17 protein-coding genes are annotated in these 14,971 nt (G+C 72.6%); 9 read left to right on the top strand and 8 right to left on the bottom strand.

The window, feature by feature from the left end:
- The first annotated feature begins 3 nt into the window (after positions 1–3).
- Positions 4–201, top strand: coding sequence for an MbtH family protein (locus ABGB11_RS10000; protein WP_021593678.1), 198 nt, complete (start codon positions 4–6; stop codon positions 199–201).
- A gap of 33 nt (positions 202–234) precedes the next feature.
- Here ABGB11_RS10000 and ABGB11_RS09995 read toward each other — a convergent pair whose 3' ends face one another.
- Together ABGB11_RS09995 and ABGB11_RS09990 are read right to left on the bottom strand one after the other, a co-directional pair.
- Positions 235–1,098 carry a PHB depolymerase family esterase gene (locus tag ABGB11_RS09995; RefSeq protein ID WP_347631130.1) on the bottom strand — a complete coding sequence of 288 codons (864 nt, stop codon included), beginning with the start codon at positions 1,096–1,098 and terminating at the stop codon, positions 235–237.
- Between the two features lie 97 nt (positions 1,099–1,195).
- Entirely contained in the window at positions 1,196–2,476 is a 1,281-nt protein-coding gene (locus tag ABGB11_RS09990) for an MFS transporter (RefSeq protein WP_347631129.1), read from the bottom strand.
- A gap of 232 nt (positions 2,477–2,708) precedes the next feature.
- Here ABGB11_RS09990 and ABGB11_RS09985 point away from each other — a divergent pair, with 232 nt between their 5' ends.
- From ABGB11_RS09985 to ABGB11_RS09975, 3 genes are all read left to right on the top strand, one after another.
- Positions 2,709–3,767: a phosphotransferase family protein gene (locus ABGB11_RS09985; protein ID WP_347631127.1), complete on the top strand. Its 1,059-nt coding sequence runs from the start codon at positions 2,709–2,711 to the stop codon at positions 3,765–3,767.
- A 322-nt stretch (positions 3,768–4,089) separates the two neighbouring features.
- Positions 4,090–4,542, top strand: a complete 453-nt coding sequence (locus ABGB11_RS09980; protein WP_347631125.1) for a MaoC family dehydratase — start codon at positions 4,090–4,092, stop codon at positions 4,540–4,542.
- A 123-nt stretch (positions 4,543–4,665) separates the two neighbouring features.
- Positions 4,666–6,306 (top strand): long-chain fatty acid--CoA ligase, encoded by a 1,641-nt coding sequence (locus ABGB11_RS09975; RefSeq protein WP_347631124.1) that lies wholly within the window; start codon positions 4,666–4,668, stop codon positions 6,304–6,306.
- A 30-nt stretch (positions 6,307–6,336) separates the two neighbouring features.
- Here the strand turns inward: ABGB11_RS09975 and ABGB11_RS09970 are convergent, their stop codons facing one another.
- The gene (locus ABGB11_RS09970) at positions 6,337–6,939 is read right to left on the bottom strand and encodes a TetR/AcrR family transcriptional regulator (RefSeq protein ID WP_347631122.1); all 603 of its coding nucleotides are present in this window, start codon (positions 6,937–6,939) and stop codon (positions 6,337–6,339) included.
- Positions 6,940–7,177: 238 nt separating this feature from the next.
- Between ABGB11_RS09970 and ABGB11_RS09965 the strand changes: the two genes are divergently transcribed.
- The 5 genes from ABGB11_RS09965 to ABGB11_RS09945 are packed head-to-tail and all read left to right on the top strand — an operon-like array spanning position 7,178 to position 11,979.
- On the top strand, positions 7,178–7,957 hold the full coding sequence (locus ABGB11_RS09965; RefSeq protein ID WP_347631120.1) for an ABC transporter ATP-binding protein: 780 nt from the start codon (positions 7,178–7,180) through the stop codon (positions 7,955–7,957).
- Positions 7,950–8,657 carry an ABC transporter ATP-binding protein gene (locus tag ABGB11_RS09960; protein WP_347631118.1) on the top strand — a complete coding sequence of 236 codons (708 nt, stop codon included), beginning with the start codon at positions 7,950–7,952 and terminating at the stop codon, positions 8,655–8,657. The genes ABGB11_RS09965 and ABGB11_RS09960 overlap by 8 nt, the downstream gene beginning before the upstream one ends.
- Complete coding sequence (locus ABGB11_RS09955) at positions 8,657–9,535, top strand: branched-chain amino acid ABC transporter permease (RefSeq protein WP_347631117.1); 879 nt, start codon at positions 8,657–8,659, stop codon at positions 9,533–9,535. The genes ABGB11_RS09960 and ABGB11_RS09955 overlap by 1 nt, the downstream gene beginning before the upstream one ends.
- A gap of 4 nt (positions 9,536–9,539) precedes the next feature.
- Positions 9,540–10,742, top strand: coding sequence for a branched-chain amino acid ABC transporter permease (locus tag ABGB11_RS09950; RefSeq protein WP_347631115.1), 1,203 nt, complete (start codon positions 9,540–9,542; stop codon positions 10,740–10,742).
- Positions 10,660–11,979, top strand: a complete 1,320-nt coding sequence (locus ABGB11_RS09945; RefSeq protein WP_347631113.1) for an ABC transporter substrate-binding protein — start codon at positions 10,660–10,662, stop codon at positions 11,977–11,979. Before ABGB11_RS09950 ends, ABGB11_RS09945 begins: the two co-directional genes overlap by 83 nt.
- Positions 11,980–12,025: 46 nt before the next feature.
- On the opposite strand, the gene ABGB11_RS09940 is transcribed toward ABGB11_RS09945, so the two are convergent.
- From ABGB11_RS09940 to ABGB11_RS09920, 5 genes are all read right to left on the bottom strand, one after another.
- Positions 12,026–12,787, bottom strand: a complete 762-nt coding sequence (locus tag ABGB11_RS09940; RefSeq protein ID WP_024934906.1) for a DeoR/GlpR family DNA-binding transcription regulator — start codon at positions 12,785–12,787, stop codon at positions 12,026–12,028.
- A gap of 63 nt (positions 12,788–12,850) precedes the next feature.
- Complete coding sequence (locus tag ABGB11_RS09935; RefSeq protein ID WP_347631111.1) at positions 12,851–13,129, bottom strand: HPr family phosphocarrier protein; 279 nt, start codon at positions 13,127–13,129, stop codon at positions 12,851–12,853.
- 24 nt (positions 13,130–13,153) lie between these two features.
- Positions 13,154–14,194 (bottom strand): zinc-dependent dehydrogenase, encoded by a 1,041-nt coding sequence (locus ABGB11_RS09930; protein ID WP_347631109.1) that lies wholly within the window; start codon positions 14,192–14,194, stop codon positions 13,154–13,156.
- A complete protein-coding gene (locus tag ABGB11_RS09925) occupies positions 14,191–14,679 on the bottom strand; it encodes a PTS sugar transporter subunit IIA (RefSeq protein WP_347631108.1) in 489 nt (162 codons plus the stop codon). The genes ABGB11_RS09930 and ABGB11_RS09925 overlap by 4 nt, the downstream gene beginning before the upstream one ends.
- Positions 14,672–14,971 carry a PTS lactose transporter subunit IIB gene (locus tag ABGB11_RS09920; protein ID WP_347631106.1) on the bottom strand — a complete coding sequence of 100 codons (300 nt, stop codon included), beginning with the start codon at positions 14,969–14,971 and terminating at the stop codon, positions 14,672–14,674. The genes ABGB11_RS09925 and ABGB11_RS09920 overlap by 8 nt, the downstream gene beginning before the upstream one ends.

Raw genomic sequence — 14,971 nt, 5'->3', positions numbered from 1 at the left:
ACGATGACCAACCCGTTCGACGACCCCGACGGGGAGTTCCGCGTCCTCGTCAACGCCGAGGGCCAGCACTCGCTGTGGCCGGCCTTCGCCGACGTGCCCGCCGGCTGGACGACGGTCTTCGGGCCGGAGTCGCGGTCCGACTGCATCGGCTACGTCACGGCCAACTGGAAGGACATCCGCCCGCGCAGCCTGTCGGCCTGAACCCGGGGCGGGCCTCGTGCCCGCCCCGCACGGTCACGCCTCCGGGAGGGACGGTCTTTCGCTGAAGAACCGAGCCAGCAGGCCGCTCGCGTAGTCGGGCCATTCGTGCCCGCCGCGCTCCTTCGTGCACAGCGCGACGACGACCGGTCCCGGGCCCGTCCCGACGCAGTCGTCCTGCCCGCCCGGCAGCGGCCACGACAGCGCGGGCAGCTTGTCCACCCACCGCCAGAACTCCATGACGACCCGGACGGCGATGAAGGGGAATTTGACGTCGGCGTCCATGTTCCCGCCTCCCGAGTAGGGGACGGACGGATCCCACGTCCCGTGGAAGGCCAGTACCGACACCGGGTGGTCCGGCGTGCAGCCGATGGCGAGCGCGCCCGACACCACGGCGATCCCGGCGATCCGCCCGGACCGCTCGCACGCGTATCGGTAGGCCATGCCGCCGCCGTTGGAGAAGCCGGTCATGAACACCCGGCGCGGGTCGGCGACGCCCTGCCGCACCAGCGTGGCGATCAGCTCGTCGAGGAAGCCCATGTCGTCGATGCCCGCCCAGCGGGCGAACGAGCAGCAGGCCCCCGCGTTCCAGGTGCCGAGGAACCCGTTGGGGTAGGCCACGGCATAGCCTTCGCGGTCGGCGACCTCGTCCAGGCCGCTCTGCCTGCGGACGTACTCGGCGTCGTTCAGGCCGCCGTGCATGGCCACGATGAGCGGCAGTGCCTTGCCGGGCCTGCGTCCGGGCGGGACGTGCAGGAGGTAGGGGCGCTCCCAGCCGCCCATGGCGATCGTGTGCTCGGTGGTCCCTGGAGCGTCGTCGGACGCCCCGGCGGGCAGGGGGTGGGCGATGAGCGTCGCGAGGAGGGCCACGACCATCGCCGCCCGCGCGGCGGTCTTCATGGCCGTAGTTGTAACGCGGGTCACATCCCTGTGGATACGCACCGGCGCGCAGAAAAGATCGACGTGTTTTGGCGTACGGGGTGTAGCCGGGGTCGGGCTAGGAGCCCGACCCGGAGCCCGTCTCCGCCGCCTCGGTGATCCCGGCGTCGCGGTCGCCGCGGGCGGCACCGGCGTCCAGCGCCGCCTGCCTGCGCTCCGCGCCGGCGAGGTCGCGGTGGCCCGCGGTGAGGATCGCGATGCCGAGGACGATCGCGCCCGCGCCGACGGCGAAGGGGACGTGCAGGTTCGTGTGCTCGGCGAGGCGCCCCGCCGCGTACGGGGCGAGCCCGCCGCCGATGAACCGGACGAACCCGTACGCGGCCGACGCCACCGGGCGCTCCACCGGCGCGACCATCATGACCGCCTGCGTCGTCAGCGTGTTGTTCACCCCGATGAAGACCCCGGCGACGATCACCGCGGCGATGAGCGTGGCCCGCGAGTCCACGAAGACCGCGATCACCAGCACGTCCACCGCGAACAGCGCCAGGTTGCCGTAGAGGGTGCGGGCGAGCCCGAACCGCCGCTGCAGCCAGGGCGCGCCGAACACCGAGAACACCGCGACGAGCAGGCCCCAGCCGGTGAACACCAGGCCGAGCCGCAGGGCGCTCAGGTGCATCGGGAACGGGGCGTACCCGAGGACGGTGAAGAAGCCCCAGTTGTAGCAGAGCGCGGTCAGGCTCATGATCAGCAGGCCGCGGTGCCGGAGCGCCTTGAGGGGATCCGCGAGCGAGGTCCTGCGCGCCGGTGCGGGCTGCGGCCGGACGAGCGTGAGGGTCGCGATCAGCGCGATCGTCATCAGCACCGCGACGCCGTAGAAGGGGCCGCGCCAGCTGATGTCGCCGAGCAGGCCGCCGAGCAGCGGCCCGACGGCGATGCCGAGCCCGAGCGCGGCCTCGTAGGCGATGATCGCGCCGCCGAACCCGCCGCTCGCCGACGCCACGATGACCGCGAGCGACGTCGCGACGAACAGCGCGTTTCCGAGGCCCCAGCCCGCGCGGAAGCCGATGATCCCGGAGATGCTGCCGGACGTCCCCGCCAGCGCGCTGAACACCACGATCAGGATCAGGCCCGCGACGAGCGTGCGTTTGGCGCCGATGCGGCTGGACACGAAGCCGGTCACCAGCATCGCGACCGCCATCACCACCAGATAGCTGGTGAACAGCAGCGTGACCTGGCTGGGGGAGGCGTGCAGGTCCTCGGAGATGGCGGGCAGGATCGGGTCGACGAGCCCGATGCCCATGAAGGAAATGACGCAGGCGAACGCTACGGCCCACACGGCCTTCGGCTGGCGGAAGGGGCTCTGCGCGCCCGCTCCCGCGCCGGCGGCTGGTGTGGTCATGGACAAGCCGTATCAGCCGCCTGCATGAATCGGCTATAGGTTTGCTTGGCTAAGTATCGTGGTCTCGGTCACGTCCCTTCGCGCGCGGCCCGGCCGCCCGGCCTCGCCCGGTCCCCGCCGCGGGACCGAGTGAGGCGCGCTTCCCGGGCGGTCAAGAGGAAGCTCGCCGTCCGCGTTGAAACCGACCAGTCGGTATGGTCTTATCTCTGTGCGGATATGGTGAGGAGACACAGTGCGGGTATTCGATGACGCGGGCGTCCCCGGGCTCGCGCTGGACCGGTTCCGCGACTTCTTCGAGGCGGCCCGTCCCGGCGCCGTCGCCGGGACGCTGCGCGCGCGGGTCATCGAGGGCGGGCGGTCGAACCTCACCTACGAGGTCACCGACGGGCGGAGCTCATGGATCGTCCGGCGGCCGCCGCTCGGCCACGTGCTCGCGACCGCCCACGACATGGCGCGCGAGTACCGGGTCATGACGGCGCTGGCAGGCACCGCGGTCCCCGTCCCGGAGACGTACGCGCTCTGCGACGACCCCGCCGTCATCGGCGCGCCGTTCTACGTCATGGAGATGGTCGAGGGCGTTCCGTACCGGAGCGCGTCCGGGCTGCGCCCGCTCGGCATGGAGCGCGTGGCCCGGATCGCCGAGCGGATGGTCGACACGCTGGTCGAGCTGCACCGCGTCGATCCGGCGGAGGCCGGCCTCGCGGACTTCGGGCGGCCGGAGGGGTTCCTCGCCCGCCAGGTGCGCCGCTGGAGGAAGCAGCTGGACGCCTCCCGCAGCCGCGACCTCCCGGCCGCGGCCGAGCTGCATGCGCGCCTGGAGGCGGGCGTCCCCGCCGAGAGCACGCCCGCGATCGTGCACGGCGACTACCGGCTCGACAACCTGCTCGTCGACTCCGCCGACCGGATCGCCGCCGTCCTCGACTGGGAGATGGCGACGCTCGGCGACCCCCTGACCGACCTGGCGCTCCTGCTCGTCTACATGGGCCGCAAGGCCCCGGTGCCGGGCACGGCCGACGTGTCCGGCGCACCCGGCTTCCCCACGGCGGAGGACGTGCTGGCCCGCTACGCCGCCCGCAGCGGGCGCGACGTGTCGCGGATCGGCTTCTATGTGGGGCTGGCGTGCTTCAAGCTCGCCGTCATCTCCGAGGGGATCCACTACCGCTACATCCACGGCCAGACCGTGGGGGAGGGGTTCGAGACCGTGGGCGACGCCGTCGAACCGCTGCTGCGGTCCGGGCTCGCCGCCCTCGACGGGACCGGGTGGGCGCTGGTACCCCGGACGGACGGATGACACGTCCTCCCAGGTAGACCATGTTTCTCTGGCCGTGTGTGACACCTCACGGCCCGTAGGCGCTGTGCAGGGTGAGAGCCGGATCGCGGTGGTGTCGGCGGGCGTGCAGGAGGGGAGCCCGCGCGTCAGCCGCACGCGCCGGTGACCCGCCGGCGGGCTGGACGGTTCCGCGGCGCCGGGGCGGACGCCGCCGGACCGCCCAGCCCGCCGGCCCCCTGAGCCCGCGGCGTTGCATACCAACTGGTCGGTATGTTGTCATCGACGCGTTGCCGCACAGTCGCGCCCGGCGGCGGGCCGGGCGCCATGGGACGGAGGGCACCGGATGAGGACGTTCGCCGGAGTGGACGACTACGAGAAGGCCGTCGGGACCCATCTCGGGTACAGCGAGTGGCGCACGATCACTCAGGAGCAGGTGAACCTGTTCGCGGACGCCACCGGCGATCACCAGTGGATCCACATCGACACGGAGCGGGCGGCGCAGGGGCCGTTCGGCACCACGATCGCCCACGGCTACCTCACACTGTCGCTCATCCCCATGTTCATCTCGCAGATCTACCGTGTGGAAGGCCTGCGGATGGGCGTGAACTACGGCGCGAACAAGGTGCGGTTCCCCGCGCCGGTGCCGGTCGGCTCGCGGGTGCGGGCGGGAGCCGAGCTGCTGTCACTGGAGCGCGGCCCCGCCGGCGCCCGCGCCACCGTCCGCGTGACGATCGAGCGCGAGGGCGGCGACAAGCCCGTGTGCGTCGCTGAGGTGCTTTCGGTGCTCGTCGACTGACGGCCGGGTCCGGCATTGACGGCGGGCCGGAGGCCTAAATAGGCTGAACCGACCGGTCGGTATGTGCCATCTTTCGGCATTCCGACCGCCTGTTCTCGCCGCGGGTCTTCTCGGAGAATTGCCATGATCCCCAGTACGATGCAGGACTTCCCGCTGTCGGTCGCCGCGATCCTGCGGCATGGAGCGCGGGTCTACGGCCGCAGCGAGTGCGTGACCTGGACGGGAGGCGGCGCGCCGCGCCGGGCGACGTTCGCGCAGATCGCCCGCAACGCCGAACGCCTCGCCTCCGCCCTCGCCGGGCTCGGCGTGCGCGAGGGCGACCGGGTGGCCACGTTCTGCTGGAACAACCAGGAGCACCTGGAGGCGTACTTTGCGGTGCCCGCCATGGGCGCGGTGCTGCACACGCTCAACATCCGGCTGTTCCCCGAGCAGCTCTCGCACGTCGTCAACCACGCCGACGACCGGATCGTCATCGTCGACGACAGCCTCGTCCCGCTGCTGGCGCGGGTCGTGCGGGAGCTGCCGGCCGTCGCGGCGTTCGTGGTCGTCGGCGAGGGCGACGCCGCGCCGCTGGAGGGCGGCGGCGCCCGCGTCCTCCGCTACCACGAGATCCTCGCCGCCGAGGAGCCCGGCTACGCCTGGCCCGAGGTGGACGAGCGCTCCGCGGCGTCCATGTGCTACACCAGCGGCACCACGGGCGACCCCAAGGGCGTCGTGTACTCGCACCGCTCGACGTTCCTGCACGCCATGGCCGTCCAGTCGGCGTCGCTCATCGGCATCACCGAGGCCGACCGCGTCCTGACCATCGTGCCGATGTTCCACGTGAACGCGTGGGGCCTGCCGTACGGGGCGTTCCTGTCCGGGGCGACGCTGCACATGCCCGGCCCGTTCATGCAGCCGGAGCACCTCACGGCGTTCATCGCGCAGGAGCGCAGCACGCTCGCGTCCGCCGTCCCGACCATCTGGAACGGCATCCTCACCCTCGGGGAGCAGCGGGAGATCGACCTGTCGTCCCTGCGCGCGGGGACCTCGGGCGGCGCCGCCGCGCCCCGCGTCCTGCTGGAGCGGTTCGAGCGGCGGTACGGCCTGCGCATCATCCAGGGCTGGGGCATGACCGAGACCAGCCCGCTCGGCGGCATGGCGTTCCCGCCGCCCGGCGTCGAGCCCGGCACCGGCGAGGACCTGGAGTGGCGGCTGAAATCCGGCCGCGTCACCGCCGGCGTGGAGATGCGGATCGTGGACGACGCCGGCGCCGAGCTGCCGTGGGACGGCGAGGCGGTCGGCGAGATCGAGGTCCGCGGCCCGTGGATCACCGGCGCCTACCACCGCGACCCGGCGCCGGAGAAGTTCGACGGCGGGTGGCTGCGCACCGGCGACATCGGCACCATCGACGACCGCGGCTTCTTCCAGATCACCGACCGGGCGAAGGACGTCATCAAGTCGGGCGGCGAGTGGATCTCGTCGGTCGAGCTGGAGAACCACCTGATGGCCCACCCGGCCGTGGCGGAGGCCGCCGTCATCGGCATCCCGGACGCGCGCTGGGACGAGCGCCCGCTCGCCTGCGTCGTCCTGCGCCCGGACACCGCCGCCACCGCGGCGGAGCTGGCGTCCTTCCTCGCCGGCAAGGTGGCGCGCTGGCAGGTCCCCGAGTACTGGACGTTCCTGGAGGAGATCCCGAAGACCACCGTCGGCAAGTTCGACAAGAAGCCCCTCCGGGCCCGCCACAAGGACGACGCCCTGAAGATCGAGCGCCTGGAACGCTGAAGACGGGCCTGGCGGAGGGGCGCCGCCCGTCTAGCGCCTCAGTCCGTTGAGGAACAGGTCGACGTAGTGCTCGCTGATGGCGGCCGTCTGGAGGCGGCCGCCGGGGCGGTACCAGGTGCCGATCTGGTGGACGGTGCCGAAGAAGAAGTGGACGGCGATGTCCGCGGGCGTGTCGGTCCGGAACGTCCCCTCCCGCTGGCCCTCCTCGACCAGGGCGCGGAAGCGCTCGTGGTAGCGGCGGCGCTCGGCGCGGACGGCCTCGCGGCGGTCGCGGGGGAGCAGGTGCGTCGAGCGGAAGAAGACGGTGAAGTCGTCCAGGTAGAGGAACGAGGTGTTGAGGACGTCGACGGCCGCCTCGCGGAGGCGCTCCTCCGCGGTGCCGGGGCCGTCTGCGATCTGCTCGAGCCGGGACATCTGCAGGCCGAGGAGCCGGTGGTAGATCTCGTGGAGCAGGTCGTCCTTGGAGCCGAAGTAGTGGTACATCGCCCCCTTGGTCACGCCGGCGGCGTTCACGATCTCCTGGACCGAGGTGTTCTCGAAGCCCTTCTCGGCGAACATCCGGGTCGCCACGGCCAGCAGCCGGTCGGGCAGCGGCAGGTTGCCGGAGAGCCGGCCCACGGGCGCCTGCGTCATCACTCCACCTCCGTCCGGGAGTCACCGGGGTTCTCGCGCCGCCCCGGCACGGCCGCCCGCAGATCGCCGATCAGCCTACCGGGCTCGGGATGATTCGGCGGACTAGGTAATCGGCGACCTGCGAATCGGCTGTTGACCGGAGCCGCCAGGTGATTCTATCTTCATGGAATCCGACCAGTCGGTATGTGCATTCTGGCCTCGGGGGATTAACGCTGATTCATCGGCGAGGTGAGGCGACATGTCCGGCTCCTCCGCAAAACTAGAACTTCAACGGGTGACCGTCCGCTTCGCCGGCCTGGTCGCCCTGGACGGCGTGTCGCTCACGGCGCCGCAGGGGCGGGTCACGGGAGTGATCGGCCCGAACGGCGCCGGCAAGACGACCCTGTTCAATGTCGTGTGCGGCTTCGTCCGGCCGAGGTCGGGGGAGGTGCGCTGGCGCGGCCGGGTGCTCGGCCGGCACCGGCCGCACGACCTGACGCGGCTCGGCATCGCCCGCACCCTGCAGGGCCTCGGCCTGTTCCCGGGGCTCACCGTCCTGGAGAACGTGATGGTGGGCGCCGACCCGCACGCGAGGACCGGGTTCTTCTCCGGCCTGTTCGCGCTGCCGCGCGCCGACCGCGACGAGGCGGCTCTGCGCGAGCGGGCGCTGGCCCGGCTGGCCGAGCTGGGCGTCGAGGGCGAGGCCGCGCGGCTGCCCGGCCAGCTGCCCTACGGCGTGCAGAAACGGGTCGCGCTGGCCCGCGCCCTCGTCGCCGAGCCCGATCTGCTCCTGCTGGACGAGCCGGCCGCCGGGCTGTCGTCGGCCGAGATGGACGAGCTGGCCGGCCTGATCCGCGGGCTGCGCGGCGGCCCCGCCGTCGTCCTCGTCGAGCACCACATGGACCTGGTCATGAACGTCTGCGACCAGGTCGTCGTGCTGGACTTCGGCAAGGTCATCGCGAGCGGCGCGCCCGCGGAGGTCCGCGACGACCCGGCCGTCCTGGACGCCTACCTCGGCGAGGAGGTGCGGGGTGCTTGAGGTGAAGGACCTCACCGTCCACTACGGCGCCGTCCGCGCGCTCGGCGGCGTGGACCTGTCGGTGGACGAGGGCTCGATCACCGCGGTGCTGGGCGCGAACGGCGCGGGCAAGACCACCCTGCTGCGCACCGTCTCCGGCCTGCTGCGGCCGCGCGCCGGGCGCGTGGAGCTGGACGGCAGGGACCTGACCGGGCTGCCGGTCGAGGACATCGTCCGGCTCGGCGTCGCGCACGTCCCGCAGAGCGGCGGCGTCATCACCGAGCTGACCGTCGAGGACAACCTGCGGCTCGGCGGGCTCTGGCGCCGCGACCGTGCCGCGCTCGCCCGGCGGGTCGCCGAGATGTACGAGCTGTTTCCGCCGCTCGCCGAGCGGCGGGCGCGGACCGCCGCCACCCTGTCGGGCGGCGAGCGGCAGATGCTCGCGCTGGCCCGCGCGCTCACCGGCGCGCCGCGGCTGCTGCTGGTGGACGAGCCGTCCCTCGGCCTCGCGCCGCGCGTCGTCGCCCAGCTCATGGCCGTGCTGCGCCGGCTGTGCGACGAGGACGGCCGCACCGTCCTGCTCGTCGAGCAGAACGCCCGCAGCGCCCTGTCGGTCGCGGACCGCGCGGTCGTCCTCGACCTCGGCGCGGTCGTGGCGTCCGAACCCGCCGCCACCATCGCCGCCGACGACCGCCTCCGCCACGCCTACCTGGGGTTCTGATGGTCCGATTCATCAATCTCACGCTCGCCGGCATCACGTCCGGGGTCGTGTTCGCGGCGGTCGCGCTCGCGCTCGTGCTGATCTGGCGCTCCACCCGCATCGTGAACTTCGCGCAGGGCGGCATGCTGATGTTCACGACGTTCCTCGCCTGGAGCGTCATCGACGGCGGCGGCTCCTACTGGGTCGCGCTCGCCGTCGCGCTCGCGTCCGGGCTGGTGCTCGGCGCGGTCATCGAGCGGGTCGTGGTGCGCCCCGTGGAGAACAAGCCGCCGCTCAACGCCGTCATCGTCACGCTCGGGCTGTTCGTGCTGCTGCAGGCGGGCGCGGGCATGATCTGGGGCGACACGCCGCACTCCTACCCGCCGGCGTTCACGATCAAGGGGCTGTCGGTGGGCGAGACGCGGCTGCTGCTGTCGCCGTTCGATCTGTTCGTCATCGGTGCCGTCGCCGCCGTCATGGTGCTGTTGACGCTGCTGTTCGTCCGCACCGACATCGGGCTGCGGCTGCGGGCGTCGGCGTTCGCCCCCGAGATCGCCCGGCTGCAGGGCGTGCGCGTCGGCCGGATGCTGACCCTCGGGTGGGCCCTCGCCGCGCTCGTCGGCTCGCTCGCCGGGGTGCTGATCGCGCCGTCGGTGTTCGTCGGGCCCGCCCAGTTCGACTCGATGCTCGTCTTCGGGTTCACCGCGGCGGTGATCGGCGGGCTGGACAGCCCGGCCGGCGCCGTCGTCGGAGGGCTGCTGCTCGGCTGCGCGCTGAGCTACGTGTCCGGCTACGTCAGCTCGGACCTGGTCACGTTCGGTGCGCTCGCCGCGCTCATCACCGTCCTGATGGTCAGACCCAACGGCCTGTTCGCCGCCAGCGTGGGACGGAGGGTGTGACGTGGTGAGTGACAGGGTGAGCGCTCCCGTCCTGAGCGTCCTGCGCCGCTCGACCCTGACCCGGCACACCGCCGGGGCGGTCGCCGCCATCGTCGCGCTGTACTTCCTGACCACGGCCGTCGGCCCGTACCGCGACCTGCAGATCGCGCAGGCCGCCTACCTGACCTGCGCGGTCGCCGGGCTGACGGTGCTGACCGGGCTCGGCGGGCAGATCTCCCTCGGCCACGGCGCGTTCATGGCGGTCGGCGCCTACACCGCCGCACTGGTCATCGGGCACTGGGGCTGGCCGCTCGCCGCGGTCCTCGCGGCGGCCGCCGGCGTCACCGCGGTCGCGGGCGTGGTGGTCGGCGCGGTCGCCGCCCGGCTGCACGGCCCCTACCTGGCGGGCGCGACGCTCGCCTTCGCCGTCGGCCTGCCCGGCCTCGCCAACTACAAGCCGCTCACCGACCAGCTCGGCGGGCAGAACGGGCTGACGATCATCCCGCCGATCCCGCCCGCCGGGCTCGGCGAGACGTTCCCGCTGGAGCGGTGGCAGGCGTGGATCTCCTGCCTCGGCGCCGTCATCACCCTGTTCCTGCTGGCCAACCTGATCCGCGGCCGGTTCGGGCGGACGCTGCGCGCCAGCCGCGACGACGAGATCGCCGCCGCGCTGAGCGGGGTCCGCGTCGCCCGGCTGCGCATCACCGCGACCGTCGTCTCGGCGGCCTGCGCCGGCCTCGGCGGCGGGCTGCTCGCGGTGGTCGCGACGCTGGCCGCGCCGGGCGCCTTCCCGCTCACGCTGTCCCTCCAGCTGATCGCCGCCATCATCATCGGCGGCCTCGGCAGCCTGCCGGGCGCGGTGTGGGGCGCGCTGATCCTGGTGTACGTCCCGACGTGGGCGTCCGACCTGTCCACCTCGTCCGGCCTCTCGCACAACATCGCCTCGAACCTGCCCCTCGCCATCTACGGCCTCGTCCTCATCGTGGTGACGCTGGCCTTCCCGCGCGGCCTCCAGGGAGGCCTGCGCGACATCGGCGGCGCCGTCCGGCGCCGTGCCCGCACCAGGCGCGACCGGGCTCCCGGGCCGCGCGGTTCCGCACCAAGTGACACATCGGGGCCTACCACAACGCACCCAGGAGGAGCAGATGAAGCGACCCCGGACAAGGCGGGCGCTCGCCCTGATGACCGCGGCGACGCTGGCGGTCGCGGCGAGCGGCTGCGGCGGTGACGGCGGTGACGGCGGCGGGTCCGCCGCGCCGGGCGTGACCGCCACGACCGTCACCATCGGCAGCCACCAGCCGCTGACCGGGCCGGCCGCGCCCGGCTACAGCGCCAACTCCGCGGCCTCGAAGGCGCTCTTCGACTACGTCAACGCCAACGGCGGCATCCACGGGCGCAAGATCGTCTACAAGTACGTGGACGACGCCTACAACCCGACCCAGACCGTCAGCGTGACCCAGAAGCTCGTGCTGCAGGACAAGGTCTTCGCGATCTTCAACGGGCTGGGCACCCCCACGCACTCCAAGGTGGTCGACTACCTCAACGCCCAGCGCGTCCCGGACCTGTTCGTCGCGTCCGGCTGCGGCTGCTGGGACCAGCCGGACAAGCACCCGCAGACCTTCGGCTGGCAGGTCGACTACATCCGCGAGGGCAAGATCCTCGGCGACCACGTCAAGAAGACCTTCGCCGGGAAGAAGGTCGCCTACTTCTTCCAGAACGACGACTTCGGCCAGGACGGGGTGAAGGGCCTCGACAAGTACATCCCCAAGGACCAGGTCGTGTCCCGGCAGTCCTACCAGCCGGGCAACACCGACATCGGCGCGCAGGTCCAGGCGATCGCCCAGTCCAAGGCGGACGTCGTCGTGCTGTTCAGCATCCCCACGTACACGGCGCTGTTCCGGCTCGCCGCGCTGAAGCTGAACTACAAGCCGACGTTCGTCGTCAGCAACGTCGGGTCCGACCCGATCACGCTGACCGGGCTGCTGGAGAGCTTCGCCAAGCAGGGCGGCAGCGCGGTCAAGGGCAGCCCGCTCATCCAGGGCATGATCACCGACGGCTACCTGTCGGCGCCGGGCGACGCCTCCAACAGCTGGACGGCGCTGTTCAAGAAGATCCACGCCCAGTACATCCCGAAGCTGCCGTTCAACGGCAACATCGTCTACGGGATGTCGGTGGCCTACACCTTCGTGCAGGCGCTCCAGGCGGCCGGGAAGAACCCGACGCGCAAGGGCCTCGTTGAGGCGCTTGAGAAGTCGAAGTTCACCGGGCCGGGCGTCGTCCCGTTCGCCTACAGCGCGCAGTCGCACGCCGGCTACACGGGCGCGGTGATCGGCACGATCAAGGGCGAGAACGTCGTCCCGCAGGGGCAGCCGCTGACCACCGACGCGGCCGACGGCCCGATCCAGCCCTACACGACGCCGCAGCCGCAGGCGCCCGCCAACGGCATCCCGCCCGCGGCCGGCTGACGGGCACCGCCGCGGGCCCGCGCCCCCCCGGGGGCGGGACGGCGGCTCACGCCCGCACGACCTCGGGCCCCTCGGCGGCGAGGTCGGCGGCCAGGTCGGTGTCCAGCCCGGTGTCGGTGATCAGCACGTCGATGTCGGACAGGTCGCCGAACCGCACCAGATGGTCATGCCCGATCTTGGTGCGGTCGGCGAGCAGCACCCGCCGTCGGGACGAGGCGATCATCGCCCGCTTCACCGCGGCCTCGGCCTGGTCGGACGTGGTCAGCCCGCGCTCGACCGAGCAGCCGTTGGTCGCCATGAACGCCACGTCCACCCACAGGTCGGCCAGCGGGCGCAGCACCCAGTCGTCGACCGTGGCGAGCGTCCGGCCGCGCACCCGGCCGCCCAGGATGATCACGGTGAGGTTGGGGCGGGTGGCCAGCACCGCGGCGTGCGGGGGCGAGTTCACGATCACCGTCAGCTCGCGGTCGGTGGGCAGCAGCTGGACGAACCGGGCGGTGGTCGTGCCCGCGTCCACGATGACCGAGCCGTCCGCGGGCAGCTCCTCCAGCGCGGCCTTGGCGATGCGCTGCTTCTCCTCGGTCATCACCGCGTCCCGCGCCGCCAGCTCCGGCTCGAACCCGAGCCGCTCGACCGGCATCGCGCCGCCGTGCACGCGCCGGATCGTCCCGGCGCGCTCCAGCACGGTCAGGTCGCGGCGGATCGTCTCGGTCGTGACCGAGAACTCCTCGGCGAGCGCGACCACGTCCACCCGCCCCTTCGAGCGCGCCAGCGCCAGGATCGCCTGCTGCCGTTCCTCGGCGTACATGACCGTTCCACCCGTCCCGTCTCCGTTGTCCCGCGCGTCCATTGTGAGGGTTCGCGGGACCGGTCAGGCGGGCTGCTCGGCGTCCAGGTCGCGGGCGAGCAGTCCGGCCAGCTCGTCCAGCGCCCGGTCCGCCTCCTCGCCGTCGGCGGACAGGGTCACCTCCGTGCCCTGCCGCGCGCCGAGCGACAGCACGCCGAGGATGCTGTTGGCCGGGACGGGCGCCTTGTCCCCGGCCCGGATCGAGACCGGCACCGGCTGCCGCGCGGCGGCCTGCACGAAGAGCTGGGCCGGGCGGGCGTGCAGGCCCTGCGCCGCGGCGATGACGACGGTTCGTTCGGGCATGGCCGACTCCTTCGGGGTTCGGTTTCAGGGCTCGATCGTGACCTTGATGGCGGCGCCCCGGGTGACGAGGTCCAGGGCCTCGTGCACGGCGTCCAGCGGCAGCCGGTGGGTGATGAGGTCCTCCACCGGGACCTGCCCGGAGCCGATCAGCTCCAGCGCGCGGGCGTTGTGCGCCGGGCTCGACCCGTTCGCGCCGACCAGGGACAGCTCCCGGTAGTGGACGCGGTTGGCGTCGACGGAGATGACCGGGTCGTCCTTCGGCAGCCCGCCGAACAGGCTCACCCGGCCGCCGGGCGCCATGAGCCGCTGCGCCTGCTCCTGCGCGGCGCCGGACGCGGCGGCGGTGATGGCGACGTCGGCCCCGCGCCCGCCGGTGAGCTCCAGGACCTGCTCGACGGCGTCGGTGACGCTCCCGTCGATCGCGGCGTCCGGCTTGACGATCGCGGCGGCCTGGTGCAGCCGCTCGGCGTTGACCTCCACGAGGAACACGCGGGCGGCGCCGCGGGCCCGCGCGACCCGCACGTGCAGGCAGCCGACCGGGCCGGAGCCGAACACCACGACGTCGTCGCCCTCCCCGACGCCCGCCAGCTCCTGGCCGTTGAGGACGCAGGCGAGCGGCTCGGCCACCGACGCCTCGGCGAACGACACGCCGTCCGGGATGCGGTTCACCCCGTCCACGGCGAGCACCTTCGCCGGGACGATCATGTACTCGGCGAACGCGCCGTCGTAGTGGTACCCCATCGACTCCTGCGCGGTGCAGACCGTCATCCGGCCGCGGCCGCACTCCGAGCACGTCCCGTCCGGGATCGCGGCGATGACCTGCACGCGGTCGCCCGCCGTCCAGCCCTCCACGCCCGCGCCGGCCTCGGTGACCTCGCCGGCGATCTCGTGGCCCATCACCCGCGGCGGGACGATGTGGTGGTGCCCGAACCGAGAGATCTTGACGTCGGTCCCGCACGTGGAGCAGTTCCGGACGCGGATCTTCAGCTCGCCGGGGCCCGGCGCCGGCTCGGGCGCGTCCTCCAGCCGGATGTCGCCGGGTGCATAGAAACGGGCGACCTTCATACGGTGTGTCCCTGTTCTTCTCGGTTTTCGGTGGTTTCTTCTTCGGTCTCCGGCGCGAGCAGGGCGAGGACCCGCCCGGGGTCGTCGGCCTCGCGGAGCGCGCGGGCCCGGTCCGGGTCCATGAGCACCTGGGCCAGCTCGGCGAGGATCGCCATGTGCCCGTCGCCGCGCGCCGCGATCGCGATGCAGACGCTGACCGGGTTGCCGTCCCAGTCCGCCCCGTCGGGGAACCTGACGAAGGCGAGCGCGTCCCGGTGGATGAGGTCGCGGCCCCCGGACGTGCCGTGCGGGATCGCCACCCCCTCGCCGAGGTAGGTGGAGATGGAGCGTTCCCTCTCCAGCATCGCGTCGATGTAGGCGGGCTCGACGGCGCCGGCGTCGACGAGCACCTGCCCGCAGACGCGGATGGCGTGGTCGCGGCCGGAGGCGCGGGCGTCCAGCCGGATCGCCTCGGGGGCGAGCAGGCCGGCGGCTCCCTCAGCCACCGACCTCACCGCCGTCCTTGATCGCCTTGACCAGCCGGTCGATCGCCGGGTCGCCGAGGTAGACCTCGAACGGGATCACCGGGGCGTCCCCGGCGCCGCGCCGGGCGCGGGCGGCGAGCCCGGTGTGGCAGACGACCACGTCCGCGTCGGCGGGGATCGCGTCGACGGGCGTGTGCTCGACGGTCACGTCCTGCTTCTTCAGCGTCTTGCGCAGCTGGCCGGCGAGCATGACGCTGCTGCCCATGCCCGCGTCGCAGGCGATGACGAGCTTGCGGATGTCCTTGCCGTTCAT

Origin of the sequence: Actinomadura sp. B10D3 (assembly GCF_039871695.1) — a bacterium.
Taxonomy (GTDB): domain Bacteria; phylum Actinomycetota; class Actinomycetes; order Streptosporangiales; family Streptosporangiaceae; genus Spirillospora; species Spirillospora madurae.
The sequence above is the reverse complement of the archived record's forward strand: the minus strand, read 5'-3'. Positions and strand labels throughout refer to the sequence as shown.